Annotated in this window: 21 protein-coding genes and 2 pseudogenes; 14 read left to right on the forward strand and 9 right to left on the reverse strand. The window is 58.2% G+C overall.

The window, feature by feature from the left end:
• Positions 1–91 precede the first annotated feature (91 nt).
• Positions 92–1,318: an IS256 family transposase gene (locus ACQY4M_RS00215; RefSeq protein WP_428539582.1), complete on the reverse strand. Its 1,227-nt coding sequence runs from the start codon at positions 1,316–1,318 to the stop codon at positions 92–94.
• A 45-nt stretch (positions 1,319–1,363) separates the two neighbouring features.
• Here ACQY4M_RS00215 and ACQY4M_RS00220 point away from each other — a divergent pair, with 45 nt between their 5' ends.
• The 3 genes from ACQY4M_RS00220 (at position 1,364) to ACQY4M_RS00230 (ending at position 3,914) form a co-directional block, all read left to right on the forward strand.
• Positions 1,364–2,356 carry an IS256 family transposase gene (locus tag ACQY4M_RS00220; RefSeq protein WP_428539316.1) on the forward strand — a complete coding sequence of 331 codons (993 nt, stop codon included), beginning with the start codon at positions 1,364–1,366 and terminating at the stop codon, positions 2,354–2,356.
• 40 nt (positions 2,357–2,396) lie between these two features.
• Entirely contained in the window at positions 2,397–3,647 is a 1,251-nt protein-coding gene (locus ACQY4M_RS00225) for an IS256 family transposase (protein WP_428539597.1), read from the forward strand.
• Positions 3,648–3,728: 81 nt separating this feature from the next.
• A complete protein-coding gene (locus tag ACQY4M_RS00230) occupies positions 3,729–3,914 on the forward strand; it encodes a hypothetical protein (protein ID WP_428539319.1) in 186 nt (61 codons plus the stop codon).
• 226 nt (positions 3,915–4,140) lie between these two features.
• Here the strand turns inward: ACQY4M_RS00230 and istB are convergent, their stop codons facing one another.
• The 3 genes and pseudogenes from istB to ACQY4M_RS00245 form a co-directional block, all read right to left on the reverse strand.
• The gene (gene istB / locus ACQY4M_RS00235; protein ID WP_428539322.1) at positions 4,141–4,872 is read right to left on the reverse strand and encodes an IS21-like element helper ATPase IstB; all 732 of its coding nucleotides are present in this window, start codon (positions 4,870–4,872) and stop codon (positions 4,141–4,143) included.
• A complete protein-coding gene (gene istA / locus ACQY4M_RS00240) occupies positions 4,869–6,368 on the reverse strand; it encodes an IS21 family transposase (RefSeq protein ID WP_428539289.1) in 1,500 nt (499 codons plus the stop codon). The genes istB and istA overlap by 4 nt, the downstream gene beginning before the upstream one ends.
• 117 nt (positions 6,369–6,485) lie before the next feature.
• Positions 6,486–6,674 (reverse strand): annotated as a pseudogene (locus ACQY4M_RS00245) (IS1595 family transposase); the annotation flags it as partial.
• Between the two features lie 202 nt (positions 6,675–6,876).
• Here ACQY4M_RS00245 and ACQY4M_RS00250 point away from each other — a divergent pair.
• From ACQY4M_RS00250 to ACQY4M_RS00265, 4 genes and pseudogenes are all read left to right on the forward strand, one after another.
• Positions 6,877–8,125 (forward strand): annotated as a pseudogene (locus ACQY4M_RS00250) (IS256 family transposase).
• Between the two features lie 71 nt (positions 8,126–8,196).
• Positions 8,197–8,463, forward strand: a complete 267-nt coding sequence (locus ACQY4M_RS00255; protein WP_428539600.1) for a helix-turn-helix domain-containing protein — start codon at positions 8,197–8,199, stop codon at positions 8,461–8,463.
• 77 nt (positions 8,464–8,540) lie between these two features.
• Positions 8,541–9,344, forward strand: coding sequence for an inositol monophosphatase family protein (locus tag ACQY4M_RS00260; protein WP_428539325.1), 804 nt, complete (start codon positions 8,541–8,543; stop codon positions 9,342–9,344).
• Between the two features lie 3 nt (positions 9,345–9,347).
• Complete coding sequence (locus tag ACQY4M_RS00265) at positions 9,348–10,688, forward strand: 8-oxoguanine deaminase (RefSeq protein ID WP_428539328.1); 1,341 nt, start codon at positions 9,348–9,350, stop codon at positions 10,686–10,688.
• Between the two features lie 95 nt (positions 10,689–10,783).
• On the opposite strand, the gene guaD is transcribed toward ACQY4M_RS00265, so the two are convergent.
• Positions 10,784–12,079, reverse strand: coding sequence for a guanine deaminase (gene guaD, locus ACQY4M_RS00270; protein ID WP_428539603.1), 1,296 nt, complete (start codon positions 12,077–12,079; stop codon positions 10,784–10,786).
• 136 nt (positions 12,080–12,215) lie between these two features.
• On the opposite strand from guaD, the gene mgtE reads away from it, so the two are divergent.
• The 7 genes from mgtE to ACQY4M_RS00305 all read left to right on the forward strand — a co-directional run bounded on the left by mgtE (position 12,216) and on the right by ACQY4M_RS00305 (position 19,535).
• Positions 12,216–13,598 (forward strand): magnesium transporter, encoded by a 1,383-nt coding sequence (gene mgtE / locus ACQY4M_RS00275; RefSeq protein ID WP_428539331.1) that lies wholly within the window; start codon positions 12,216–12,218, stop codon positions 13,596–13,598.
• Positions 13,595–14,158, forward strand: coding sequence for a 5-formyltetrahydrofolate cyclo-ligase (locus tag ACQY4M_RS00280; RefSeq protein WP_428539334.1), 564 nt, complete (start codon positions 13,595–13,597; stop codon positions 14,156–14,158). Before mgtE ends, ACQY4M_RS00280 begins: the two co-directional genes overlap by 4 nt.
• A 139-nt stretch (positions 14,159–14,297) precedes the next feature.
• Positions 14,298–15,116, forward strand: coding sequence for a TIGR00282 family metallophosphoesterase (locus ACQY4M_RS00285; RefSeq protein WP_428539337.1), 819 nt, complete (start codon positions 14,298–14,300; stop codon positions 15,114–15,116).
• Between the two features lie 8 nt (positions 15,117–15,124).
• Positions 15,125–16,000 (forward strand): DMT family transporter, encoded by an 876-nt coding sequence (locus tag ACQY4M_RS00290; protein WP_428539340.1) that lies wholly within the window; start codon positions 15,125–15,127, stop codon positions 15,998–16,000.
• A gap of 24 nt (positions 16,001–16,024) precedes the next feature.
• Entirely contained in the window at positions 16,025–17,803 is a 1,779-nt protein-coding gene (locus ACQY4M_RS00295) for an SLC13 family permease (protein WP_428539343.1), read from the forward strand.
• A 23-nt stretch (positions 17,804–17,826) separates the two neighbouring features.
• Complete coding sequence (locus ACQY4M_RS00300; RefSeq protein ID WP_428539346.1) at positions 17,827–18,387, forward strand: M50 family metallopeptidase; 561 nt, start codon at positions 17,827–17,829, stop codon at positions 18,385–18,387.
• Positions 18,388–18,402: 15 nt separating this feature from the next.
• A protein-coding gene (locus ACQY4M_RS00305) for an IS3 family transposase (protein ID WP_428539245.1) occupies positions 18,403–19,535 on the forward strand; the annotation gives its coding sequence in 2 pieces (ribosomal slippage) (positions 18,403–18,655 and positions 18,655–19,535; 1,134 coding nt in all).
• Positions 19,536–19,728: 193 nt separating this feature from the next.
• Here ACQY4M_RS00305 and ACQY4M_RS00310 read toward each other — a convergent pair.
• The 4 genes from ACQY4M_RS00310 to ACQY4M_RS00325 are packed head-to-tail and all read right to left on the reverse strand — an operon-like array spanning position 19,729 to position 25,197.
• Positions 19,729–21,072 carry an HlyD family type I secretion periplasmic adaptor subunit gene (locus ACQY4M_RS00310; RefSeq protein WP_428539349.1) on the reverse strand — a complete coding sequence of 448 codons (1,344 nt, stop codon included), beginning with the start codon at positions 21,070–21,072 and terminating at the stop codon, positions 19,729–19,731.
• A 27-nt stretch (positions 21,073–21,099) separates the two neighbouring features.
• Positions 21,100–23,076, reverse strand: coding sequence for a type I secretion system permease/ATPase (locus ACQY4M_RS00315; protein ID WP_428539352.1), 1,977 nt, complete (start codon positions 23,074–23,076; stop codon positions 21,100–21,102).
• Between the two features lie 32 nt (positions 23,077–23,108).
• Positions 23,109–25,040 carry a hypothetical protein gene (locus ACQY4M_RS00320; protein ID WP_428539355.1) on the reverse strand — a complete coding sequence of 644 codons (1,932 nt, stop codon included), beginning with the start codon at positions 25,038–25,040 and terminating at the stop codon, positions 23,109–23,111.
• Positions 25,030–25,197 carry a hypothetical protein gene (locus ACQY4M_RS00325; protein ID WP_428539358.1) on the reverse strand — a complete coding sequence of 56 codons (168 nt, stop codon included), beginning with the start codon at positions 25,195–25,197 and terminating at the stop codon, positions 25,030–25,032. Before ACQY4M_RS00325 ends, ACQY4M_RS00320 begins: the two co-directional genes overlap by 11 nt.
• Between the last annotated feature and the right edge of the window lie 10 nt (positions 25,198–25,207).

The following is a 25,207-nucleotide window of genomic DNA, read 5'->3' on the forward strand; positions in this document are numbered from 1 at the left end:
TGTGTGACCTGAATTTATGCAATCCGGTTGTGTCTCGAAAGTGGTGGAAATTGATTTCAGGCACCTCCGAGCGGGTTGAGTTATGCGCCGGTCAGGCGGCTTGGTCAAGGGTTGCGTCGGCGACGGGCTGAGCGAGCGTTTCCCAGCCATCGACCTTTCGCATGACGATCTGCCCCGAGGCCATCAGAGCCCAAAGCAGCATCGGCACGGTCTCGGCGCATGGCAGCACGGTCTGGGTCTTGATGCGGCGGCGGAATTCCTCGTTCAGGCGTTCGATCGCATTTGTCGTTCTGGCCGATTTCCACTGGCCTTGTGGCAGACGCGTGAAGGTGAAAAGCTTATCTCCTGCTTCTTCCAAGCTGTCAGCGACGGCCTTGCATTTCAGCCGCCATTTTCGCAGAAATGCCTTGCGGCGGGTGGCGATTTCCTCGGGTGTTTTGGCGTAGATCATGTCGCGGTAATCTTCTGTCAACTCATCATGCATACGCTTGGGTGCCTTGGCCAGAAGGTTGCGGTGCTTGTGCACCGTGCACCTCTGGATCGGCAGATCTTCACCCCAGAGGGCAATGAGAGCGACCTCAAGTCCCGGTGCCCCGTCCACGATGACAAATTCGGGCCGTTTCAACCCGCGCGCATCCAGATCGTTGATGAACTGACGCCAGGCGGAGGTGCTTTCGCCGCCCATGTTCATCAGTGATAACAAGACCTTCTGCCCATCCCGGCGCACGCCAATCGCGGCCAGAACCGAGATATTGGTGGCCTTCCTGTCAATCCGCGTTTTGATCACGGTGCCGTCCAGGATCAGCCGCACGATGTCTTCATCCGCAAGGCTGCGGGCGCACCACGCCTGCCAGTCCACCTTCACCTTGCGCCAGGCGCGGCTCACCACATCCTTGCTGACCGCCCCCTGAAACAGGCCGAACAGGGCGCGTTTTACCCGCCGTGTGTTGGTGCCCGAAAGGTAGACAGCAGCGATCAGCGCCTCGGCCTTCTTCGTCAGCCGCTGGTAGCGGGGCAATGCCTTCGAGCGCCATTCTCTGGCCTTGCCGGCCTCGCCTGTGATCCGCGCACGCGGCACGCGCACCGTTTCGGTTCCAAATGTTCCGACCAGTTGCCGCTCGCGATGCCCGTGGCGGTATCCGGCCTTTGCCCCGCCGCTGCGGCCATACCGGCAACGGCCCAGAAACTGCTCCAGCTCCTCTTCGAAAACCGCCTCGATCGTCGCGCGGATGTTCTGGCGCAGCCGGTCTTCAATCGGGTCATAGCCTGCTTCATTGGCCAGTAGCGCGGATGTCGATGTTGCTGTATTCTTTGTCATGGCGTGATCTCCTTGGCGGTTCCAGCCGCCGGTTGGGTGGCTTCGATGCACCCGGAGATTACGCCGTCCTCGAATTTCCACCAAACTCGCGACACTACCCGCTCGAAGGCATTGCCCCGCTACCAGCGGCTGACGAAGAAGGCCGAGGCGCTGATCGCTGCTGTCTACCTTTCGGGCACCAACACACGGCGGGTAAAACGCGCCCTGTTCGGCCTGTTTCAGGGGGCGGTCAGCAAGGATGTGGTGAGCCGCGCCTGGCGCAAGGTGAAGGTGGACTGGCAGGCGTGGTGCGCCCGCAGCCTTGCGGATGAAGACATCGTGCGGCTGATCCTGGACGGCACCGTGATCAAAACGCGGATTGACAGGAAGGCCACCAATATCTCGGTTCTGGCCGCGATTGGCGTGCGCCGGGATGGGCAGAAGGTCTTGTTATCACTGATGAACATGGGCGGCGAAAGCACCTCCGCCTGGCGTCAGTTCATCAACGATCTGGATGCGCGCGGGTTGAAACGGCCCGAATTTGTCATCGTGGACGGGGCACCGGGACTTGAGGTCGCTCTCATTGCCCTCTGGGGTGAAGATCTGCCGATCCAGAGGTGCACGGTGCACAAGCACCGCAACCTTCTGGCCAAGGCACCCAAGCGTATGCATGATGAGTTGACAGAAGATTACCGCGACATGATCTACGCCAAAACACCCGAGGAAATCGCCACCCGCCGCAAGGCATTTCTGCGAAAATGGCGGCTGAAATGCAAGGCCGTCGCTGACAGCTTGGAAGAAGCAGGAGATAAGCTTTTCACCTTCACGCGTCTGCCACAAGGCCAGTGGAAATCGGCCAGAACGACAAATGCGATCGAACGCCTGAACGAGGAATTCCGCCGCCGCATCAAGACCCAGACCGTGCTGCCATGCGCCGAGACCGTGCCGATGCTGCTTTGGGCTCTGATGGCCTCGGGGCAGATCGTCATGCGAAAGGTCGATGGCTGGGAAACGCTCGCTCAGCCCGTCGCCGACGCAACCCTTGACCAAGCCGCCTGACCGGCGCATAACTCAACCCGCTCGGAGGTGCCTGAAATCAATTTCCACCACTTTCGAGACACAACCTACCGATCCAGCCGGAATTTCACCTGATCCGCTGACGGATATCTTGCGCAAAGGCGCGCGGGATCTGTTGGCACAGGCGGTCGAGGCCGAGGTTTGTGATCTGATGGCGCAACACGCGCATTTGAGGGATTCGGCCGGTCGCCAGCGCCTTGTTCGCCACGGATACCCGCCGGAGCGCGAGGTGATGACGGGGATCGGCCCTGTCCCGGTGAATGTGCCTCGGGTGCGTGATCGTGGCACGGGGGCGGAGAAGATCAGGTTCACCTCGACGCTTCTGCCGCCGTATCTGCGCCGGGCAAAGTCGGTCGAGGAGTTGTTGCCCTGGCTCTATCTCAAAGGTATTTCCACGGGTGATTTCGGCGAAGCACTGGCGGCCCTTCTGGGGCCTGATGCGGGTGGTTTGACATCGAGCACGATTTCGCGCCTGAAGGCGGAGTGGTGGGCAGAATACGAGCGTTGGAACCGGCGTGACCTGTCGGCCAAACGCTATGTGTATTTCTGGGCCGACGGGGTTTATTTCAAGCCGCGCACGGATGCTGACAAGCAATGCATGCTGGTGATCATCGGCGCGGACGAGTGGGGTAACAAGGATGTTCTGGGCCTCGTGGACGGGTATCGAGAAAGCAGCCAGAGCTGGCGTGAACTGCTGCTGGACTTGCAACGTCGTGGCCTCAGAAAAGCCCCTGATCTGGCCGTTGGTGATGGCGCGCTCGGCTTCTGGAACGCCTTGCGGGAGGTGTTCGGTGAGACCCGGGAGCAGCGCTGCTGGGTGCATAAAACCGGCAACGTCCTGAATGCCATGCCGAAGTCGCTGCAAGCCAAAGCCAAGGGCCATCTACAGGACATCTGGATGGCCGAGAACAAACGGGACGCCGAGGCCGCGTTCAATTTCTTCATCGAAGCCTATGGCGTGAAATACGAGCGTGCCGTGGGGAAGCTGACCAAGGACCGGGACGTGCTGCTGACCTTCTACGACTTCCCTGCCGAGCACTGGAAACACATCCGCACATCCAACCCCATCGAAAGCATATTTGCCACCGTGCGGCACCGAACGAAGAAGACCAAAGGCTGCCTCGGGCGCAAGACCGCCTTGGCAATGACCTTCCGCCTGATGATGTCGGCAAAGAAGAAATGGCGTAAACTCGACGGCGCATTCCGATTGCCGGAAATCATCGAAGGGGTTGAATTTAAGGACGGGATCAAGCAGGAAAAACATGCCGCCTGATTACTGCGTCACCAACTTTTGGGCATAGCTCGGGGAAATACAGGCTATGCGACACTTATCCCTTTTAGGGTAATAGATGAAATGGACTGGATCAATGAACACACCACGCACGGCACTATCTTGGACAGGACACGACTTCCGCACTATGCGGTAAAAGGATTGGACTTGAAAAATAATGGTATCGAAATGGATGAAGCTGAAAACATTCCACAAGTCATCAAATGGATTAAGAAATTTAGGAAGAAAGCCTTGGGCGCGGTTGCTTAGAGCGGCATCACCAAGAGCTCGTTCTCTTTCCGCTTGCTTTGCAGGCTGTAATTTACCGATATCTTTGCCATGCTTGAGCCCCGATAAAGCTCCCTGATCTGTCAATGAGCATTTAAAACTGACCCGGTTTCGGCATTTAAATTTGCCCCCCCCTTTGTGGCGCAAAGCCCCCAGTCGGGCCGCCTTCATGTAGCGAGTCCGTCTGGGGGCTTTGCTTGCGGAACGGCTAGTTTTTTCTACGGCGTTTACTCTGGGCGAACCGGTATGAGGTATTGCCGGTTTCGATGATGTTGCAGTGATGAGTGACGCGATCCAGAAGGGCGGTTGTCATCTTGGCATCCCCGAAGACCGAGACCCATTCACCGAACTCAAGGTTGGTTGTGATGATGATGCTGGTCTTCTCGTAGAGCTTGCTGATCAGATGGAAGAGCAACGCGCCACCGGATTTGGGAAACGGGATGTAGCCCAGCTCGTCGATGATGACGCAGTCCAAAGCCGAGAGCTGCCGGATGATCTTCCCTGCATTGCCGTCGGCCTGTTCCTTGATCAGGGCGTTGATCAGATCGACGGCGTTGAAGAAGCGCGCCTTCTTGCCGTTGTTGATCAGCGTCGTTCCCAGCGCGATGGCGATGTGGGTTTTGCCCGTGCCGGTTCCGCCCACCAGGATGAGGTTATGGGCCTCCTCTGTGAACTGGCCGGTGCAGAATGGTTCGATCTGGGCCTGGGTGAGGGCGGCGGCGCTGTAATCGAAGGTGGCGAAGTCCTTGTGATGGGGGAACTTCGCAACCCTCATTTGATACTGGATGGAGCGCACCCGGCGCTCTACAGTCTCGGCGTCGATCAGTTGCCTTATCGCTGTGGTCAGACTTGGCGGCTTGCGCGCGGACAGCAGATCATGGGCGCAAGCTGCCATTCCATGCAACCTGAGGGCTGTCAGTTGGTCGATCAAGGCATTCATACGGCAACCTCCTCAGCCGAGCACAGGGTCTCATAGCGTTTGCAATCGGCTTCGGGCCGCAAGGTCAGCTGCGGATAAGCGCAGGCATCGCTGAGCGGTGTGATGACCGGTTCCACCAACTGGTTGATCAGATTGATGATGGCGGGCAGCCGCAGGGTGTTTTGTGCCACCGCCAGATTGCAGGCCGTCTCGACCACCTCGATCCCGTGATCCTGTGCCAGCAGGAGCAGGTCGACGAACTCCCGATCCCCGCCTTTACCAGCCATGTAATGTTCCCTGATCCGATGCATGGCCTCGGGCAGTTCCCAGCCCACAAAGGGGGCGCCATTGCGCAGGGCACCAGGCTTGCGGTCCAGCAGGGGAACGTAATGCCAGGGCTCGAAATAGCTGATATTGCGGGTAAAATGACGCCTGTGCTCGGCAATCACATCCTGACCGGAGACCACCACGATCCGGCCGGCATAGGCGCGTAGCGACACATGATGCCCGGCAAAGCGGGAGGGCACGCTGTAGCGATTGCTGGCATATTGAACCAGGCAGGTGGAGCGGACACGGACGGTCTTTTCCACGTAGCCGTCGAAGGCCCGACCCAGGGGGCGCAGTTCGGCGCGCTCGTCTTCGAACACTTCGGTAATCGTGCGATCCTGCTGCTCGGGATGGGGACGCTCTGCCAGATCTTCGCAACGCAGACGCAGCCACGCGTTCAGCGCCTCGAGATCATCAAAGGCCGGTTCGGGAACGAACAACCGGCCCCGCAAGAACTGGACCTGGTTCTCGACCTGTCCCTTCTCCCAGCCCGCAGCGGGCGTGCAGGCCACCGGCTCCATCACATAGTGGTTCATCAAGGCCAGGAACCGGGGATGGAATATCCGCTCCTTCGAGCGCGAAACGTAGGTCACCATGGTCTTGGGGTTGTCGATGATCACCCTGCGCGGAACGCCTCCGTAAAAGGACAGCGCCTGCACGAAAGCATCCAGCACCATCTCCTGGGCTTCACCGGGATAGGCAATCACGAAAGGCTTGCGGCTGTGACACAGGCGGAAATGAGCGACCTTCACCTTCTGCTCGACACCACCCAGTACGACCCGTTCTTCGCTCCAGTCAAATTGCAGCGCGTCACCCGCCGCAAAATGCAGCGGGATAAACGCATCTCCCGAACAGGCCCCGGCGCGCTTCAACTCACGAACAAAACGCTGAACCGGCGAATAGGACCCGGTATAGCCCTCTGCCACAAGCTGCTCGTATAGCTTCTGGGCCGTCCGCCGCTCCCGGCGTGGTCGCCTCGAGTCCTGATCAAACAGTTCCTGCAGCCGAAGATCAAACCCATTGCACAGTTTGTGCCGAACTGGCGGCGCATGGCGCTGGTAGCTCGGCGGATTCTCGTCCTTCAAATACTTCTTGATCGTGTTCCGCGACAGTCCCGTCGCCCGCGCCACAGACCGGATGCTGCGCCCTTCAACCAGCACCCAGCGCCGGATCTTCGATACGCTTTCCATCAATATCACCTGCTCTTTCCTCCGCACAATTTTGCGCGGATGTTAACGAAACAGGTGGGTCAATTTTACTCGCTCATAACCCACCCAAGTGGGTCAGTTTTGCACGCCGATTCACACTCCGCCGAACATAGCTTGGCTTTCCGCCTCCAGCTCATAGGCGATTATCTCGCGCAGGCGTAGAAAATAAAACGCTGCGGTCTTGCGGTTTACACCACACAAACTGGCTGCTGTTCGTGCTGTCGATCCCGAAACAAAATGCTCCGTAAGACGGTCTTGCTTGTAGTGGCTCAGGCGACTCTTTCTCATGCTTCCCATCATAACCTCTTTTTAGGTTATCTGGGTCAGCCCCAAAAGTTATGTTAAAAAACAGGAGGGTGAACGGTTTATAGATGTATTTGATGCGATGTCGGGTAGTGTCGCGAGTTTGGTGGAAATTCGAGGACGGCGTAATCTCCGGGTGCATCGAAGCCACCCAACCGGCGGCTGGAACCGCCAAGGAGATCACGCCATGACAAAGAATACAGCAACATCGACATCCGCGCTACTGGCCAATGAAGCAGGCTATGACCCGATTGAAGACCGGCTGCGCCAGAACATCCGCGCGACGATCGAGGCGGTTTTCGAAGCGGAGCTGGAGCAGTTTCTGGGCCGTTGCCGGTATGGCCGCAGCGGCGGGGCAAAGGCCGGATACCGCCACGGGCATCGCGAGCGGCAACTGATCGGAACATTTGGAACCGAAACGGTGCGCGTGCCGCGTGCGCGGATCACAGGCGAGGCCGGCAAGGCCAGAGAATGGCGCGCTGGCAGGCCCAGGGCCGCCTGATCCCCCATTGCCCCGCTACCAGCGGCTGACGAAGAAGGCCGAGGCGCTGATCGCTGCTGTCTACCTTTCGGGCACCAACACACGGCGGGTAAAACGCGCCCTGTTCGGCCTGTTTCAGGGGGCGGTCAGCAAGGATGTGGTGAGCCGCGCCTGGCGCAAGGTGAAGGTGGACTGGCAGGCGTGGTGCGCCCGCAGCCTTGCGGATGAAGACATCGTGCGGCTGATCCTGGACGGCACCGTGATCAAAACGCGGATTGACAGGAAGGCCACCAATATCTCGGTTCTGGCCGCGATTGGCGTGCGCCGGGATGGGCAGAAGGTCTTGTTATCACTGATGAACATGGGCGGCGAAAGCACCTCCGCCTGGCGTCAGTTCATCAACGATCTGGATGCGCGCGGGTTGAAACGGCCCGAATTTGTCATCGTGGACGGGGCACCGGGACTTGAGGTCGCTCTCATTGCCCTCTGGGGTGAAGATCTGCCGATCCAGAGGTGCACGGTGCACAAGCACCGCAACCTTCTGGCCAAGGCACCCAAGCGTATGCATGATGAGTTGACAGAAGATTACCGCGACATGATCTACGCCAAAACACCCGAGGAAATCGCCACCCGCCGCAAGGCATTTCTGCGAAAATGGCGGCTGAAATGCAAGGCCGTCGCTGACAGCTTGGAAGAAGCAGGAGATAAGCTTTTCACCTTCACGCGTCTGCCACAAGGCCAGTGGAAATCGGCCAGAACGACAAATGCGATCGAACGCCTGAACGAGGAATTCCGCCGCCGCATCAAGACCCAGACCGTGCTGCCATGCGCCGAGACCGTGCCGATGCTGCTTTGGGCTCTGATGGCCTCGGGGCAGATCGTCATGCGAAAGGTCGATGGCTGGGAAACGCTCGCTCAGCCCGTCGCCGACGCAACCCTTGACCAAGCCGCCTGACCGGCGCATAACTCAACCCGCTCGGAGGTGCCTGAAATCAATTTCCACCACTTTCGAGACACAACCTTGGAATCAAATTCCAGCAAATCCAGAAATATGAAACCGGTATGAACCGTGTCAGCGCGTCGCGTCTGTGGGACATTTCCAATGCTCTTGGCGTTACCGTTAGTTTCTTTTTCGATGGCCTGGAAAAAGAAGCCAGCAGCAAGGGCGATTCACCTGTTGATATGATGACGGATAAAGAAGCGCTGGAATTGCTGCGCTCGTATTATTCGATCCCGGAAAACCAGCGCCGCCGCCTGTTCGATCTGGCGCGCGTGCTGAGTGACGCTGCCTAAGGGCGCTTGACGAACTGGTCAGACGGCCCGATACCATCCTGCAAGGGCATTGATGTCAAAAAGGGTGGGATCGGACCGTGTTAAGTCAAAGCGAACAAGACAGCTTGAAAAAAACGGCCCGTGCGATGGCCGATGTGGCGCAGGTGGAAACCCTGCGCCATTTTCGCATTCCGGGGCTGATGGCGGATAACAAATGGTCTGTCGGGTTTGATCCGGTGACCGAAGCGGACCGCGCTGCGGAACTTGCGATGCGCGACGTGTTGGCTGATTTGCGCCCCGATGACGCCATTCTGGGTGAAGAATTCGGCTATTCCGAGGGCACCAGCGGGCTGACGTGGGTTCTGGACCCGATTGACGGCACCCGTGGCTATATCAGCGGCACGCCGACCTGGGGGGTGCTGATTTCGGTGCGCGATGAAACGGGGCCGTTTTTCGGCATGATCTGCCAGCCCTATATCGGCGAGCGTTTCGTTGGCGGGCTGGGTGAGGCCTGGGTGGACGGGCCACATGGGCGCTTTGACCTGAACACCCGCGCGGCAAGGCCCCTGTCCGAGGCTATCATGCTGACCACCTTTCCCGCCATTGGAACGCCGGTTGAAAAAGCCGCGTTTGATGCGGTGAAAAAACAGGTGCAACTGACCCGATACGGGATGGATTGCTATGGCTATGCGTTGCTGGCCGCCGGTCAGGTTGATCTGGTGATTGAGGCGGGATTGCAGGCCTATGATGTGCAGGCCCCGATTGCAGTGGTGCAGGCGGCGGGCGGGGTGGTGACCGACTGGCGCGGAGGCCCTGCGCATGAAGGCGGGCGGATGCTGGCGGCGGCCAATGCGGATGTGCATGCGGCGGCGCTGGAGATTTTGCAGCAGGCAGAGGAATAACCAATGACCGATATTCTGATCAGGGGGGCCGATACGCTGGTGACAATGGATGACGCGCGCCGTGAAATCACGGGCGGGGATATCCGCATATCCGGCGGGGTGATTGTCGAGGTGGGGCAGAACCTGCCGGCAAACGATGCCGAAGTGGTGCATGCCAAAGGCTGTGTGGTAACGCCCGGATTGGTGAACACGCACCACCATCTGTATCAAACCCTGACCCGTGCGGTGCCCGGTGGGCAGGATGCCTTGCTGTTTGGCTGGTTGCAGACGCTTTATCCGATCTGGGCAAATTTCGGGCCGGAAGAGATGCGTGTATCCGCCATGATCGGCCTGTCGGAACTGGCGCTATCGGGCTGCACCCTGTCATCGGATCATCTGTATTTATTCCCCAATGGCAGCCGTTTAGACGACACCATTGAGGCAGCGCATGAAATTGGGCTGCGGTTCCACCCGACCCGTGGCGCGATGAGCATCGGGCAAAGCGATGGCGGCTTGCCGCCGGATTCTCTGGTCGAGGATGAAGCGGCCATTCTGAAGGACTGCATCCGCGTGGTGGACCGGTTCCATGATGCAAGCGACGGGGCAATGGTGCGGGTCGGGATTGCGCCTTGTTCGCCGTTTTCCGTTAGCCGTGATCTGATGCGCGATGCGGCATTGCTGGCGCGGGACAAGGGGGTGATGCTGCACACCCATCTGGCGGAAAATGACGAAGACATTGCCTATTCACTGGAAAAATTCGGCTGTCGTCCGGGGCAATATGCAGAAGATCTGGGCTGGACCGGCGATGATGTCTGGCATGCCCATTGCGTGAAACTGGACGGGCGGGAAATTGACCTGTTTGCCAGATCCGGCACTGGCGTGGCCCATTGTCCCTGTTCCAACTGCCGCCTTGGCTCGGGCATCGCGCCGGTGCGCCAGATGCGCGATGCGGGGGTGAATGTGGCGCTTGGGGTGGATGGCTCGGCCAGCAATGATGCGGGCAATCTGGTGTCCGAGGCGCGACAGGCGATGCTGCTGCAACGGGTGCAGAATGGTGCCGACGCGATGAGCGCACGCGAGGCGCTGGAGATCGCCACCCGTGGCGGGGCGGCGGTTCTGGGGCGGCATGACTGCGGACAGATTGCGGTTGGCAAGCGGGCGGATATTGCGGTTTGGGATGTCAGCGGCGTGGAAAGCGCCGGTAGTTGGGATGCGGCCGCACTGTTGCTGGCGGGGCCGACAAAGGTGCGCGATCTGTTTGTCGAAGGGCGGCAGGTGGTGCGGGACGGGCAGATGGCGACGATTGATCTGCCCCGCATGATCGAGCGGCAGAATGCGCTGGCCCGCAGGTTGATGGAGCGGTGAAACCGGCGGTCTGATCAGTGAGCCGCAAAGGGTGATATTCCGTTGCCCCGGACGTGATCCGGGGCCTGCTGTTTTTCATTGCAAGAGGCCCCGCATCAGCTGCGGGGCAGCACCGCTTTGCCGTTGATCCATGTGGCAACAATCGCGCGATCATCCCCCATCATGATGGTGGGGAAAACCTGTTCCCAGAAATCATTGGCCCGTTCGCTACGCTGTGCAATCGCCGGTGTGGCGGCCAGCTCAAGCACCACCAGATCGGCCTCCATCCCTGCCGCCAGATTGCCGATTTTATCATCCAGCCGCAGGGCGCGGGCGGAGCCGCTAGTGGCCAGCCACAGCAGTTGCGCCGGATGCAGGGCTGTGCCGGTTAACTGGCCGATCTCATAAGCCGCCGCCATGGTGCGCAGCATCGAGAATGATGACCCGCCGCCAGTGTCGGTGGCAAGGCCGATGCGGTGACCGGCGGCCATCAAGGCCCCCATCTGGAACAGCCCCGAACCGATAAAGGTGTTCGAGGTGGGGCAGTGGATCAGTGCCGCGTCAACCTCGCGCAGGCGGGCTTTTTCGCGCTCGGTCAGGTGGATGGCGTGGCCGAACAGCCCGCCTTCGCCCAGCAGGCCGAAGGATTCATAAGTATCCAGATAATCGCGGGCCTTTGGGAACAGCCGCTGCACCCATTCGATTTCATCCAGCTGTTCGGACAGGTGGGTCTGCATCAGGCAATCGGGGTGCTCGGCCCAAAGGGCGCCAAGGGCTTCGAGTTGTTCGGGTGTCGAGGTGGGCGAAAACCGCGGGGTGATGGCGTAAGATGCGCGGCCCAAGCCGTGCCATTTTTCCAGCAGGGCGCGGCTGTCGTCATAGGCGGATTTGGCGGTATCCCGCAGACCGTCGGGCGCGTTGCGGTCCATACAGGTTTTGCCGGCAACAATGCGCTGGTCCCGTGCCTTGGCCGCATCGAACAGCGCATCCACGCTGGCGGGGTGGATGGTGCAGAAACTGGCAATGGTGGTGGTGCCGTTGGCGGCGGTCAGGTCCAGATAACGGGCGGCGGTTTTTGCGGCATAGGCAGGATCGGTAAAGCGCGTTTCCTCGGGGAAAGTATAGGTATTCAGCCAGTCAATCAGCCGTTTGCCCCAACTGGCGATGATGCCGGTCTGCGGGTAATGGGCGTGGGCGTCAATGAAACCGGCCATGATCAGCGCATCGCCGTAATCGGTGATCTTCGCTTGCGGGTGGGCAGCGCGCAGATCATCTGCTGTGCCTGTGGCGGTGATTTTCCCGTCTTCAACCAGCACCCCGCCACGTCGCTCGTGACGGGTGGCTTCACTTACCAGTGCATGGAACGGGTCAGCAGTGAATGTCAGGGTCTGGCCCAGTAAAAGTTGCGCGATGGTCATTGGATGCTCCGGGTTTTCACAGCGCCCCAGATTAGGCGCAAGATTGCCCAAGGGGAAGCCCCCATTTTCGCTGTTTTTAACGGGCGGGATTGTTTATGTAGAACGGGAAACCGTCGGACAGGAACTGATCATGAATACAGAGCAACAGGAAAATCGTGACGGGCTGGACGAGGATTTCGCGCTGGGTAACCGTTTGATCGACGAAGTGATCGAGGCGATCGAACAGGGGGACAGCGTGCGGCTGACGCAATTGCTGGAACCGCTGCACGCGGCCGATATTGCCGATATTCTGGAACAGATCAGCGCCACTCAGCGCCGCGCCCTGCTGCGCCTGTGGAAAGGCGAGATGGAGGGCGAGGTTCTGTCCGAACTGGACGAATCCCTGCGCGAAGAGGTGATGGAAAGCCTTGCCCCCGAGGAACTGGCCGAAGCGGTGCGCGATCTGGAAACCGACGATGTGGTTGATCTGCTGGAAGATCTGGACGCGCCGCAACAGGATGAAATCCTCGAGGTTCTGGAGGATGCGGATCGTGTGGCGGTGCAGCAGGCGCTGACCTATCCCGAGGATTCTGCCGGCCGTTTGATGCAGCGCGAGCTGGTGGTGGCACCGGAACACTGGACGGTGGGCGAAGCGATTGACTATCTGCGCACCCAGCAGGATTTGCCTGAACAGTTTTACCATATGATACTGGTTGACCCCAAAATGCGCCCCACCGGTTATGTGACCTTGGGCAAGCTGTTGAGCAGCCCGCGCGATATGAAGTTGCAGGACATCACCGAGGACAGTTTCCGCACCATATCCGTCAATCAGGACGAAGAGGATGTGGCCTATGCGTTCAACCAGTACCACCTGATTTCCGCGCCCGTGGTGGACAAGGACGACCGGCTGGTCGGGGTGATCACCATTGATGACGCCATGGCGGTGCTGGACGAAGAACACGAGGAAGACATGTTGCGGCTGGCTGGTGTGGGCGAAGGCAGCCTGTCGGACAGGGTGATCGAAACCTCTAAACGGCGCTTGCCGTGGCTGTTTGTAACGATGTTTGCGGCGTTTGCGGCTTCGTTCGTGATTTCGCAGTTTTCCGACACGATTGCCGAATTTGTCGCCCTTGCCGTGTTGATGCCGATTGTGGCCTCGATGGGGGGCAATGCGGGCACGCAGGCGCTGACCGTGGCGGTGCGGGCGCTGGCGACCAAGGATATCACCAGCGCCAACGTCTGGCGGGTGATCCGTCGGGAAATACTGGTCGGGCTGGTCAACGGCGCGGTTTTTGCCGTGGTCATAGGGGGGCTTGGCATGCTGTGGTTCGGGATGCCGATGCTGGGCGTGGTGATCGGCGCGGCATTGGTGATCAACCTGCTGGTGGCCAGCTTTGTCGGGGTCGTGGTGCCTGTTTTGCTGGATAAAGTGGGGGTTGATCCGGCGTTGGCATCGGGGGCTTTTGTGACGACGATGACGGATGTGGTTGGGTTTTTTGCCTTTCTGGGGCTGGCTTCGGTGGTGTTGTTATGAACGATTTGAAGGACGTGAAAGCGGCGGCGCGCAAGGCGGGGTTTGATCGGCGCAAACTGGCGCATGAGGCGGCGCACGGGGAACTGGCGGCGGCGCGCTTGCTGGAATATCTGGAACCACACGCGGGGCAGACGATATCGGGCTATATGCCGATCCGCACCGAGATTGACCCTTTGGCGGTGATGGCCAAAATGGCGCAAAGCGGGTTTGTGGTGGTGCCGGTGATCGAGGGTGCGGGGCTGCCGCTGAAGTTTCGCCAATGGACACCGGAGTGCGAGATGTTGGCGGGGCCGTTCGGGGCGCGTGTGCCGGCGGATGGCGCGTGGCTGGAGCCGGAAGTATTGATCGTGCCGCTGGTGGCATTTGACCGTAGCGGTGGGCGGCTGGGTTATGGCGGCGGGTTTTATGACCGCACTTTGCAAATGCTGCGCGAACGCCGCCCGACGGTGGCAGTGGGGTTCGCCTATGCGGGGCAAGAGGCCGACGGGCTGCCGCTGGAGCCGACCGACCAGCCACTGGATGCGATCGTGACTGAACGTGAAACGCTGGTGTTCGGGTAGGGCTGTTTAATGGAGGCCCTGCGGGCCGCTGTATGTCTCGACCCCAAAAGGGGGCCTCGGATTTGCCTGCGGCGCGGATATTTGGGCAAAAGAGAAACTGGGGATTGCTCTTGCAGGGTAGGCGCAATAGGCAAGACATATGAGAATTCTGTTTTTAGGGGATGTGGTCGGCCGCGCGGGGCGTAATGCTGTGGCGGAACGGCTGAAGGGGCTGCGCGACGACTGGCGGCTGGATTTCGTTGTGGTGAACGGTGAAAACGCCACCAACGGGGCCGGGTTGTCGGCCGCACACGCCAAGGGGTTGCTCGAGGCCGGTGCGGATTGTGTCACGCTGGGCGATCATGCGTTTGACCAGCGCGATATGCTGACATTCATTGATCAGGAACCGCGCATCATCCGGCCTTTGAATTTTGCCAAGAACGCACCGGGCAAGGGCGCGCGGCTGTTTTCGGATGCGCGCGGGCGCAAAATACTGGTGACACAGGTTCTGGGGCAGGTGTTTATGAAGCGCCCGTTTGATGATCCGTTTTCTGCTATTGAAACTGTGTTGAAGGCGCACCCGCTGGGCGGGATGGCGCAGGCTATTCTGGTGGATGTGCATTGCGAAGCCACAAGCGAGAAGATGGGCATGGGCCATTGGTGCGACGGGCGTGCAAGCATGGTGGTTGGCACGCATACCCATGTGCCCACGGGGGATGCACAGATATTGCCCAAAGGATGTGCGTTTCAGGCCGATGCGGGGATGTGTGGCGACTATAATTCGGTGATCGGCATGGACAAGGAAGAACCCCTGCGCCGTTTTATTACCGGTATGGGCAAGGGACGGTTCCAGCCGGCCAAGGGCGAGGCGACGCTATCGGGCCTGTTCGTGGAAACCGATGACAAGAGCGGCAAGGCGGTTGATGTGCAGATGGTGCGTGTCGGCGGGCGGTTGCAGCAATCGGGGCCAACGGGGTGAAGCCATCAATGCTGTATTATCTGGTGCTGGTCCTGATGGGCGCGGCATGGGGGGCGGTGTTTCCGCTGTCCAAGGTGGCCGTTTCCACGGGATATAAACCGTTCGGCATTCTGGTCTGGCAAATGCTGGTCGGGTTGTTGCTTGCCGGTGTTCTGACGGTATTACGGGGGCGCCGGTTAACGCTGGCGCCGCGCTATTTCATCCTGTTTCTGGGCATTGCCCTGATGGGCACGGTGGTGCCGAACTGGTTTTCCATTACGGCTGCGCGGGAACTGCCAGCGGGCATCATTTCGGTGATCATCGCGCTGGTGCCGCTGTTTTCCATGCCGATTGCGCTGATGCTGGGGTTTGAAAAACTGTCACTGATCCGGCTGTTTGGCACCTTTTGCGGTGCGGTGGCGGTGGTTTTGCTGATCGGGCCGGAGACAAGCCTGCCCGAAGGCACCAGGGTGATCTATGTGCTGGTCGCGGCGATGGCACCGTTTTTATATGGTTGCGAGGGAAATTTCCTGACCTGGTATGGCGCGCGCGGGCTGGACGCGTTGCAGATCCTGTTCGGGGCGTCGGTGATCGGGTTGGCTTTGGCGATACCGCTGGCGCTGGGGTCGGGGCAGTTTATCAGCCCGCTGCATCCGTGGGGCGCGCCGGATTGGGCGATCCTTGCGGCCTCGGTGATCAACTGGAGCGCCTATGCCGGATATGTCTGGCTGATCGGCAAGGCGGGGCCGGTGTTTTCGGCGCAGGTGGCGTATCTGGTGACGCTGTTTGGTGTGCTGATATCGATGGTGTTTCTGGGCGAGAGTTATTCCTGGTTTGTCTGGCTGGCGATGGCGCTGATGCTGTTGGGAATTTTTCTGGTGCAGCCGCGTGACAAAGCGACCTGATTGGGCGACACTCGGCACATGGAAATGACGCTGTTTACCTTTTCCCCGACCGCGCAGGCGGTGATCACCCTGCTGGTGGTGGCCGGTATGTTCGTGTTGTTCCTGCGCGAGGTGTTCCCGACCGAAGTGGTGGCGATTGCTGGCACGGCGGTGTTGCTGGCGCTGGGGATATTGCCCTATGACGACGCACTGAAGGTTCTGTCAAACCCCGCTCCCTGGACCATTGCGGCGATGTTTATCGTGATGGGGGCTTTGGTGCGCACCGGCGCGCTGGACTGGTTCACCAAAATTGCCGAACGAAATGCGCAAACGCGCCCCGCTGTGGCGATCGGGGCCTTGATGGCATTTGTGGTTGTTGCCAGTGCGGTGGTATCGAATACGCCGGTCGTCGTCGTGATGATCCCCGTCTTTGTGCAACTGGCCAAAAAGATGGATGTTTCAGCCAGCAAGCTGTTGATTCCGCTATCTTATGCGGCAATTCTGGGCGGCACGCTGACGCTGATCGGCACCTCGACCAACCTGTTGGTGGACGGGGTGGCGCGGGCCAACGGGATGCAGGCGTTTTCGATTTTCGAGGTCACGCCGCTGGGCATCATTCTGGTGATCTGGGGCATGATCTACCTGCGCTATATCGCGCCGCGTCTGTTGCCGGACCGGGACAGTCTGGCGAACCTTTTGTCCGATAAATCCCGCATGAAATTCTTTACCGAAGCCGCGATTCCGCCGGAAAGCGATCTGATCGGGCGCGAGGTTTTGAGCGTGCAATTGTTCAAACGCGACGGGGTGCGGTTGATCGACGTTTTGCGCGGGGACCAATCCTTGCGCCGCAATCTGAAGGATGTGACCTTGCAGGTCGGGGACCGCGTGGTTCTGCGCACGGCGATGACGGAATTGCTGTCATTGCAGCGCAACAAAAGCCTGAAACGGGTGGATCAGTTAAGCGCGGTCGAGACCAAAACCGTCGAGGTGCTGATCACGCCGAGGGGCAAGATGATCGGGCGTAAACTGGGCGATTTGCGGCTGCGGCGGCGCTATGGCGTCTATGTGCTGGCGGTGCATCGGCGGGATAAAAACATCAGCGGGCAGCTGGATGATCTGGTGGTGCAGGTCGGCGATACCCTGCTGCTGGAAGGCGCGCCCGAGGATATTCAGCGGCTGGCGGCAGATATGGGGCTGGTCGATATTTCCCACCCGTCGGCCCGCGCGTTTCGCCGCGCACATGCACCGATTGCGGTGTTGTCATTGCTGTTGATTGTGGGGCTGGCCGCACTTGGCGTGGCACCGATATTCCTGCTGGCGATACTGGCGGTGGCACTGGTTCTGGTGACCCGATGTATTGACGCGGACGAGGCCTTTTCCTTTGTCGATGGTCGCCTTTTGGCGATGATTTTTGCGATGCTTGCAATTGGCGCGGCCCTTGAGGCATCAGGCGCTGTGGCGCTGATTGTGCGGACGCTGGCGCCCTATATGGGGGCCTTGCCGCCGTTCCTGATTGTCTGGGCGATTTACCTGCTGACCTCGGTTCTGACCGAGCTGGTGTCCAACAATGCCGTTGCGGTGGTGGTGACACCGATTGCCATCGGGCTGGCCGCCGAAATGGGCATAGATGCGCGGCCTTTGGTGGTGGCGGTGATGGTGGCGGCGTCGGCATCCTTTGCAACACCGATCGGCTATCAGACGAATATGCTGGTCTATGGTCCCGGCGGATACAAGTTTACCGATTTTATGCGGGTGGGGATTCCGTTGAATCTGTCGGTCGGGCTGCTGGCCAGCCTGATCATTCCGTTCATGTGGCCGCTATGAAGGTGGTGCGCGGACATTGGCAAATGCTTGTTATCACGGTCGCGATCCTTTTGCTGTGGTTCACCCCCGTCATCATTCCGCTGAAAATCCTGATCGTGTTTTTCCATGAACTAAGCCATGCTTTGGCTGCCTGGCTAACTGGCGGATCGGTTGATAGTATCAGTATTTCGCCGCAAATGGGCGGCACGACGGTGACGCGCGGGGGCAATGTGTTTTTACAGATGTCAGCGGGGTATCTGGGGTCATTGCTGATCGGGGTTTTGCTGTTTCTGGGGGCGGTGCGCAGCCATGCCGACCGGATTATGATGGCGGGGCTGGGGGTGGTTATGCTGTTGATCGCTGCACTGTATATCCGCGATGGATTTGCGCTGGCCTTTATTGTCGGCGGGGGCGTGTTGATGCTGGTTGCTGCGCGGTTTTTGTCACGCGATGTGAATGACCTTGTGTTGCGGGTGGTCGGGTTGACCAGCATGATCTATGTGCCGATGGATATCTTCAGCGACACGATTGCGCGCTCTGAATTGCGCTCGGACAGAGGTGGTCGCGGAAATTCGGACCAGTTGTTAAGGTGGATCGACTTATGAGAAAGACGATTCAAAATGACGAAACGAAAGAACCATTCTCCCGAATTCAAAGCCCGCGTTGCGCTTGAAGCAATCCGCGAGGAAATGACGATGGCGGAGCTGTCGAAGAAGTATGGTGTGCATCCAACCCAGATTGGCACATGGAAACGAGCAGCGATTGAAAACATGGCCACGGCATTTTCCAGACGGGGCCGTGATCCTGATCGGGTTGATGAAGCCCAGATTGAGAAGCTGCACTCCAAGATTGGTCAGCTGGTCGTGGAACGGGATTTTTTAGCCAACGCCTCGCAACAGTTGCTCGGGAAGCGAGGCAAAAAATGGTGAGCCGTGAGCATGATCTGAGTGTGCGACGACAATGCGGGCTACTTTCTCTGGCGCGCTCGAACCTGTATTACCAGCCAAAAGGCGAAAGTGCTGAAAATTTGCGGTTCATGACAATAATCGACAAGCAATTCTTGCAGACGCCGTGGTATGGATCACGGCAAATGGCCCGGCACATGCAGCGCCAAGGTTACAAGTGTGGTCGCCACAGGGTCCGCCGTTTGATGCGGCTGATGCGGTTGGTTCCGATCTACCAGACGCCCAACACGAGCAAGAAACATCCGCAGCATAAGATCTACCCGTATCTGCTGCGAGACCTGACGATTGATCGTCCAAACCATGTGTGGTGCGTAGATATCACCTACATTCCGATGCAGCGCGGGTTCCTCTATTTGGTCGCGATCATGGACTGGCACAGCCGCAAGGTTTTGAGCTGGAGATTGTCAAACAGCATGGAGGCAGATTTTTGCGTTGAAGCCCTGAAAGAGGCTATGGCCAAATACGGCAAGCCCGATATCATGAACAGCGACCAGGGCAGCCAGTTCACCGGGTTTGAATGGACGCAGGCGCTGAAAGAAGCCGACGTGAAAATCTCGATGGATGGCAAAGGTCGCTGGGTCGATAACCGGATGATCGAGCGGCTTTGGCGATCCTTGAAATACGAATGCATTTACCTCAACGCATTTGAAACGGGTTCGCAGACCCGCGCCGGGATCGGGAAATGGTTGGCTTACTACAACACCGAGCGCCCGCATTCCACCCACGGAATATTGACCCCGGATGAAGCCTATGACAGAAAAACAAAACCAATGAGTTTGGCAGCCTAAATGAAACCCTGATCCATCTTAAACTGGCTGCTGACTGGTCAAAAAAGTGGGACCACCTCTGACGCCTATATGCTGGCGGACCGGTTTGGCGGGGCGACGATGATGTGGGGCGGGTTGTGGCTGCTGATTTCGCTGGTGGTGATCGGGCTGTGCCTGCGTTATGGGCTGGGCAGGCACAGCAATATTTCACGTTCTAATCCTCGCGAAACGCCCGCGACATAGAATCTACAATCGGTTTGGTCAGATACTGGAAGAACGTGCGTTCCTGCGTTTTGATCAATACCTCGGCGGGCATCCCGGGTGTTGGTGTAAATCCCGGAACGCGGGCCAGTTGTTCGGGCGACAGGCTGACCCGTGCCAGATAGACCTCGCGGCGACGACCGGTCGCGGTTTTGTCGGGCAGGGCATCGGCCGAGACATAAAACACCTTGCCATACAGCACAGGCGTGGTGCGCCGGTTCAGGGCGACCAGACGCACCGTGGCCTCGTGGCCGATGGTGACACTGTCGATTTCGGTGCGCTTGACCAAAACCTCGACGATCAGGTCGGCCCCTTCGGGCAGGATTTCCAGAATGGGTTTGCCGCCAGCGATCACGCCGCCGGATGTATTGTAGTAGCGGCGTAGAATGGTGCCCGAAACAGGCGCGACAATTTTAGTACGCCGCAGAATATCAGTGGCGTTCAGAACCTTTTCGGTGACGCTGTCCATTTCCGCCTGAACCGACTGGATTTCATCCAGTGCAGCCTGATAATAGGCCTGTTTTGTCTGGTCGATCTGGCGTTCGTATTTGCCGATCAGGGTTGTGCTTTCCTCGATTTCGGCGGTCAGGCGGGCGATTTGCCCCGCGCCTTCGGCCTGGGCGCGCAGCAAGGCGTTGATTTCCGGTTTACGGATCAGACCCTTGTCAAACAGTTCCTTTTTTGCTGTGTAATCCTCGTTCAGGATATTGATCTGGGTTTGCAGGGTGTCACGCTGGATGGAATAGCCGTTGATGCGTTGTTCCAGCGCCTTGATGTTGGCTTCTATCAGGCGGATATCGTTGGCCTTTTTGGTGCTGGACATGCTGAAGTTGATCCGCTGGCCATCGATAATTTCGGCCACTTTGGGATCACTGGCCTGTGACAGAAGGTCATCGGGAAATGGCAGGTTGTCCAGCCCCTGGTATTCGGCCAACAGGCGGGCATTGATCGCCCTTAGTCGCGCCAGACGCAGCACCAGTTCGGTTTTGCGGGTTTTGGCGGCGGTGTCATCCAGCAGCACAAGCGTCTGGCCCGCTTCGATATGGTCCCCTTCGGCCACAAGGATTTTCTTGATGATCCCGCCTTCCAGATGTTGCAGCACCTTGTTGCTGCCGGTTGCAACGAAACTGCCCTGCGCGATCACCGCTGCCGCCAATGGTGCGCGAAAGGCCCAGTATCCAAATCCGCCAAATGCGGCCAGCATCAGCATCAGGCCGAACAGGCCGATCCGGTTTACCCGGCGGGGAACTTCCTCGTACCAGTCCATGGGTTGTTCATATAGTTGCAGTTCCGACATTGTTTTATTCCTGTTTGGGCAACTGGATCACGGGTGAGTAATCTGTCCGCTGCTTTCTTCTTTCTGGCGTTTTGCAAGGGCCTTGAGCACTTCGACACGGTGGCCGAACATGGCGATATTGCCGCCTGCCATCACCATGATCTTGTCCACCACGCTTAATAGCGACGGTTTCTGGGTGATAACCACAACCGTGATGTTTTCCGATTTCGCGTGTTTCAGGGCGCGGGCCAAGGCCTGATCACCAGCGGTGTCCAGATTCGAGTTTGGTTCGTCCAGAACCAGCATGCGCGGGTTGCCAAAGAAGGCACGCGCCAGTGCGATGCGTTGTTTTTGCCCGCCCGACAGGGGCGCACCATCTGCGGCAACGATGGTCTCGTATCCTTGCGGGAAACTGGCGATCATTTCATGGACATCGGCCAGAACGGCAGCCTTGTGGATCTGTTCGTCCGGCACATCGCGGCGCATTCTGGCGATGTTGTCCTTGATGGTTCCGGGGAACAGTTGCACGTCCTGTGGCAGATAGCCGATGTTTTCGCCCAGCTGGCGCTGATCCCAGTTGCGCAGGTCCATCAGATCCAGCCGCACACAGCCCGATGTGGGCAGGATCGAACCAACCAGCATTTTGCCAAGCGTGGTTTTGCCTGCGCCCGAATTGCCGATCACGGCCAGGGATTCACTCGGTTGTAGCGTAAAGCTGAACCCGTTCAACACAACGGTTTTAGTGCCTGCCGGAACGAATAACAGGCGTTCGATGCTCAGGTGACCTTCGGGGCGGGGCAGGATCAACCGTTCGTGGTTCAGTGGGGACGAGCGCAGCAAGCTTGCAATCCTGTCATAAGCACTGCGCGATAGCAGGAAGTGGCTCCAGCCCTCGATGGACCCTTCGATTGGGGCCAGTGCGCGGCCCGCGATGATGGAGGCCGCGATCACCATCCCGCCGGTCAGTTCGCCTTGAATGGACAGGTAGGCGCCCCAACCCAGCATGCCGATTTGCGTCAGCAGGCGCACGGCGCGGGAAACCGCCGAGGCGATGATGTTGCGGTCTTGCGCCTGCACCTGTTCCTTTAGCGATGCGGCGGTGTCACGGCCCCAGATGGAAACGGCCTCGGGGATCATGGCCAAAGCGTTGATGATCTGGCTGTTGCGCGACATCGAGTCCAGATGCAGGTTTGCCTTGGACTGGTGCATATTGGCGCGGGCAAAGGGTTTGGCCGTTATCTTTTGGTTCACGATGGCAATCACCAGAAGGATTAGCGCCGTGACCACAACGATATACCCCAGATCGGGGTGGATCATGAATATGGCCATAATGAATAACGGTGCAAATGGCACATCCAGAAAGGACAGCAACGTTCCCGAAACCAGAAAGGCGCGCAATTGCTGCAGGTCGCCCAATGTCTGGTATTCACGGCCCGAGCTGTGCAAAGCCGCCCGTGCTGCGGCACTCAGGATCGGCGAGCCAAGCTGAACCGCCACTTCAACCGCGGTGCGCATCAGAATAAACCGGCGCACGGCATCCAGAATGGCCTGCAGGATCACCGCCCCGATGATAACCGAGGTCAGCATCAGCAATGTGTCCAGCGACCGGCTGGTCAAAACGCGGTCGGAAATCTGGAACAGGTAGATCGGGATCGACAGGACCAGAATATTTGTGGCCAATGTGAACAGGCCAACCAGAAACAGGTTGCGTCGAACAGCGCGGATGCCGCGTTTCAGATTGGTTTCAAAACCGGCCGGATCGGTGCGCTTGTGAAATTTGCGGTTGTCGCCGCCACCACCGCCACCCGTACCAGCAGCTGGAACTCCGGCCTTGCCGCTGATTGTGGTGCCCAGCTTTTTGCCTGCACCCCCATCGCTGCTATCCCCGCCCTTGCGGGCAGTGTCCGGTGTATCATTGACGCGTTGATCGGGGGTTAGCCGAAGCGCTTTTCTGGCACGGCTGCTGCGAAATACTGTTGGTATTTCCTCGCCGCCATCCACAGGATATTCATTTGTATCTTTCACTGTTCCGCCCTTCTTTCCTGCCCGTTTATTTTCTAGGCCAAGACCGACTGCATCACATCAGAAGGTGGCTCGCTCGATATAACCGGCGTCATATCTGCATCGCTGCCGGTTTGCGGGGCTTCGATCATGTCGTCGGCCAAAAACAGCACAGCTTCGCTGGCCAGTCCGGACGTATCTCTGACAACCAGAGGATCCTCGGTTGAAACAAACCCTGCCTGATACAGCATGGCGTCCGAATATTGGTCACCGCCAACGTAAATGGTTGAATCAATTCCTAAATCTATGATCGACGCAACATTGATCAGCGCATTCGAGCCGGTAATGACCTCGATATTTGCACCATCCGCACTTTGGATGGTTTCGCTGGCCAAGGCGACCTGATCGGCATCACCCATAACGTTGACCTGTTCGATTGCCTGCACATCCAGCAAATCACCTTCGATATACAGAACCCGCAGGACCTGTGTTCCATCCATCGCTTCGTCGTTTAGAACACCTTCGTCGACATCGTCCGACCCGCTTTCAAGCGTAAATGCCGTGTCGGCGTAAAAATCCGGCATATCCTCGACCGTATTTATACCGCTTTGATAAATCAGCGCTTCGTTCCAAAGCAGGTTATCGGATCCGTCAATATTGCCTGAGAAGCTGCCTTCGACATGGATGCTGTCGGTATCCAGCAGAACATTGGTTTGCGAGATCACCCGCAAATCGATCATGTCGCCGCCAATCACGATCAGATCATACTGAAAGCCAAGCTCGACCAGGTCGGCAATATTGACCAGCGTGTTGTCCGACAGTTCAAGATAGGTTTCCGTCGCTGAAAAGGTGACGCTGACGACATCATTGTCATAGGCAAAATTATATTGCTGGATGTAGTTCACATTGACCACATTCCCTTCAATCCGTGTGACGATGACGGTTTCAGGCCCTCCTGTATATCCGCTTTCAGCGACGGCATTGGCAACGGTGGTGATCGTCGAACTGTTAAGTCCGTGAGTTGTAGACGAGATCACTGCACCTGCTGCAATGTTTGTCGTATCGGTATCATTCCAGACATTGACCTGGCCAACGGCACTGACAGAAACATAATCGCCCATCACTGCAATTACGGGGGCGTCCAGCCAGTTGGTTGTCACAACTGCTTGGTTAACCATCGTCGAACCACCGGTATTAACAACATGCCCGGGGGTATCATCCTGAGTTTCCACGCTTTCATGTGGTTGCTTCACTGCGGGCATGGCGTCTTTCAGATTGCTGACTTCGTTTGTGGCATTTCCATTTTCAACAATTCCAACGGCGTCCTGCCCATGCGCCAGATCAATCGTGGCACCCTCCATTTCAGGGGCTGTCGCTGTGGCCAGTGCTTCAACTGTGGTCAGCGCATTTTGCGCGATGGCGTCCCCGTTTTCCGGCAGATCCGGAATTTGGACGATCTGTAAACTCTCGGCGGTGTTCGCCAGCTCATTTACCGCGGTGTGAAATACGGACGGGTCAACAAATTCGACACCCAGATCTACGTTGGCAAATACATCATCGTCAACCAGCAGGTTTTGCTGGATATTTATCGTGGCAACTGAAGAAGGGGGATGAAGGAAATATGTGAAACTATAGACACCAAAGCCGCCAATCTGCGAAGCCAGAGGCAGATCGGGCAGGGTGCCCAGAGCAATTTTCTGAATGTTCAGCGCCTTCACCCCGGCGTCTTGCAGTGAATGGGCGGGGGATGCGACGTTGATCTGTGCAGAATATGAATTGTTATTAATGTTCAGACCCGGTTGGAAACCGGTTTCCGCAAAAGGGCTGGTCACCTTGACGTTGATATTCATCAGGTCATTGGGTCCATCGGTCTTCTTAACCTCGGCGCGGAATTTGTCATAATCCGAACGCAAACGGGCGGCTTCGGTATTGGTGTTAAATATACCAATAAAATGCGCAATGATTTCTGATTTGTCGTCAAAGGCCATTTCCGTGTCCTGCAAATATGAGGTAAATCAGTGGCTTGCCCATGGCCACGATGAAAATCCGGTATCTTATTGGGAACCTCTGTAAATTCCCGTTTTCGCCTTCTTCGCGGCGGGGTGGACGGTTTTTCGCCTGTCCCGCCTGATTGCTTCGGATCATAAACCCATTT

The sequence above is a fragment of the Profundibacter sp. genome (genome assembly GCF_965277155.1).
Classification (GTDB): Bacteria; Pseudomonadota; Alphaproteobacteria; order Rhodobacterales; family Rhodobacteraceae; genus Profundibacter.

Coding starts and splice junctions, on each gene's coding strand:
- ACQY4M_RS00220 (WP_428539316.1), top strand. CDS start 1,364: ATGCACCCGGAGATTACGCCGTCCTCGAATTTCCACCAAACTCGCGAC.
- ACQY4M_RS00310 (WP_428539349.1), bottom strand. CDS start 21,072: ATGTCGGAACTGCAACTATATGAACAACCCATGGACTGGTACGAGGAA.
- ACQY4M_RS00320 (WP_428539355.1), bottom strand. CDS start 25,040: ATGGCCTTTGACGACAAATCAGAAATCATTGCGCATTTTATTGGTATA.
- ACQY4M_RS00280 (WP_428539334.1), top strand. CDS start 13,595: ATGAACGATTTGAAGGACGTGAAAGCGGCGGCGCGCAAGGCGGGGTTT.
- istA (WP_428539289.1), bottom strand. CDS start 6,368: ATGGAAAGCGTATCGAAGATCCGGCGCTGGGTGCTGGTTGAAGGGCGC.
- ACQY4M_RS00285 (WP_428539337.1), top strand. CDS start 14,298: ATGAGAATTCTGTTTTTAGGGGATGTGGTCGGCCGCGCGGGGCGTAAT.
- mgtE (WP_428539331.1), top strand. CDS start 12,216: ATGAATACAGAGCAACAGGAAAATCGTGACGGGCTGGACGAGGATTTC.
- ACQY4M_RS00230 (WP_428539319.1), top strand. CDS start 3,729: ATGGACTGGATCAATGAACACACCACGCACGGCACTATCTTGGACAGG.
- ACQY4M_RS00290 (WP_428539340.1), top strand. CDS start 15,125: ATGCTGTATTATCTGGTGCTGGTCCTGATGGGCGCGGCATGGGGGGCG.
- ACQY4M_RS00300 (WP_428539346.1), top strand. CDS start 17,827: ATGCTTGTTATCACGGTCGCGATCCTTTTGCTGTGGTTCACCCCCGTC.
- ACQY4M_RS00295 (WP_428539343.1), top strand. CDS start 16,025: ATGACGCTGTTTACCTTTTCCCCGACCGCGCAGGCGGTGATCACCCTG.
- ACQY4M_RS00265 (WP_428539328.1), top strand. CDS start 9,348: ATGACCGATATTCTGATCAGGGGGGCCGATACGCTGGTGACAATGGAT.
- istB (WP_428539322.1), bottom strand. CDS start 4,872: ATGAATGCCTTGATCGACCAACTGACAGCCCTCAGGTTGCATGGAATG.
- ACQY4M_RS00215 (WP_428539582.1), bottom strand. CDS start 1,318: ATGACAAAGAATACAGCAACATCGACATCCGCGCTACTGGCCAATGAA.
- ACQY4M_RS00325 (WP_428539358.1), bottom strand. CDS start 25,197: ATGATCCGAAGCAATCAGGCGGGACAGGCGAAAAACCGTCCACCCCGC.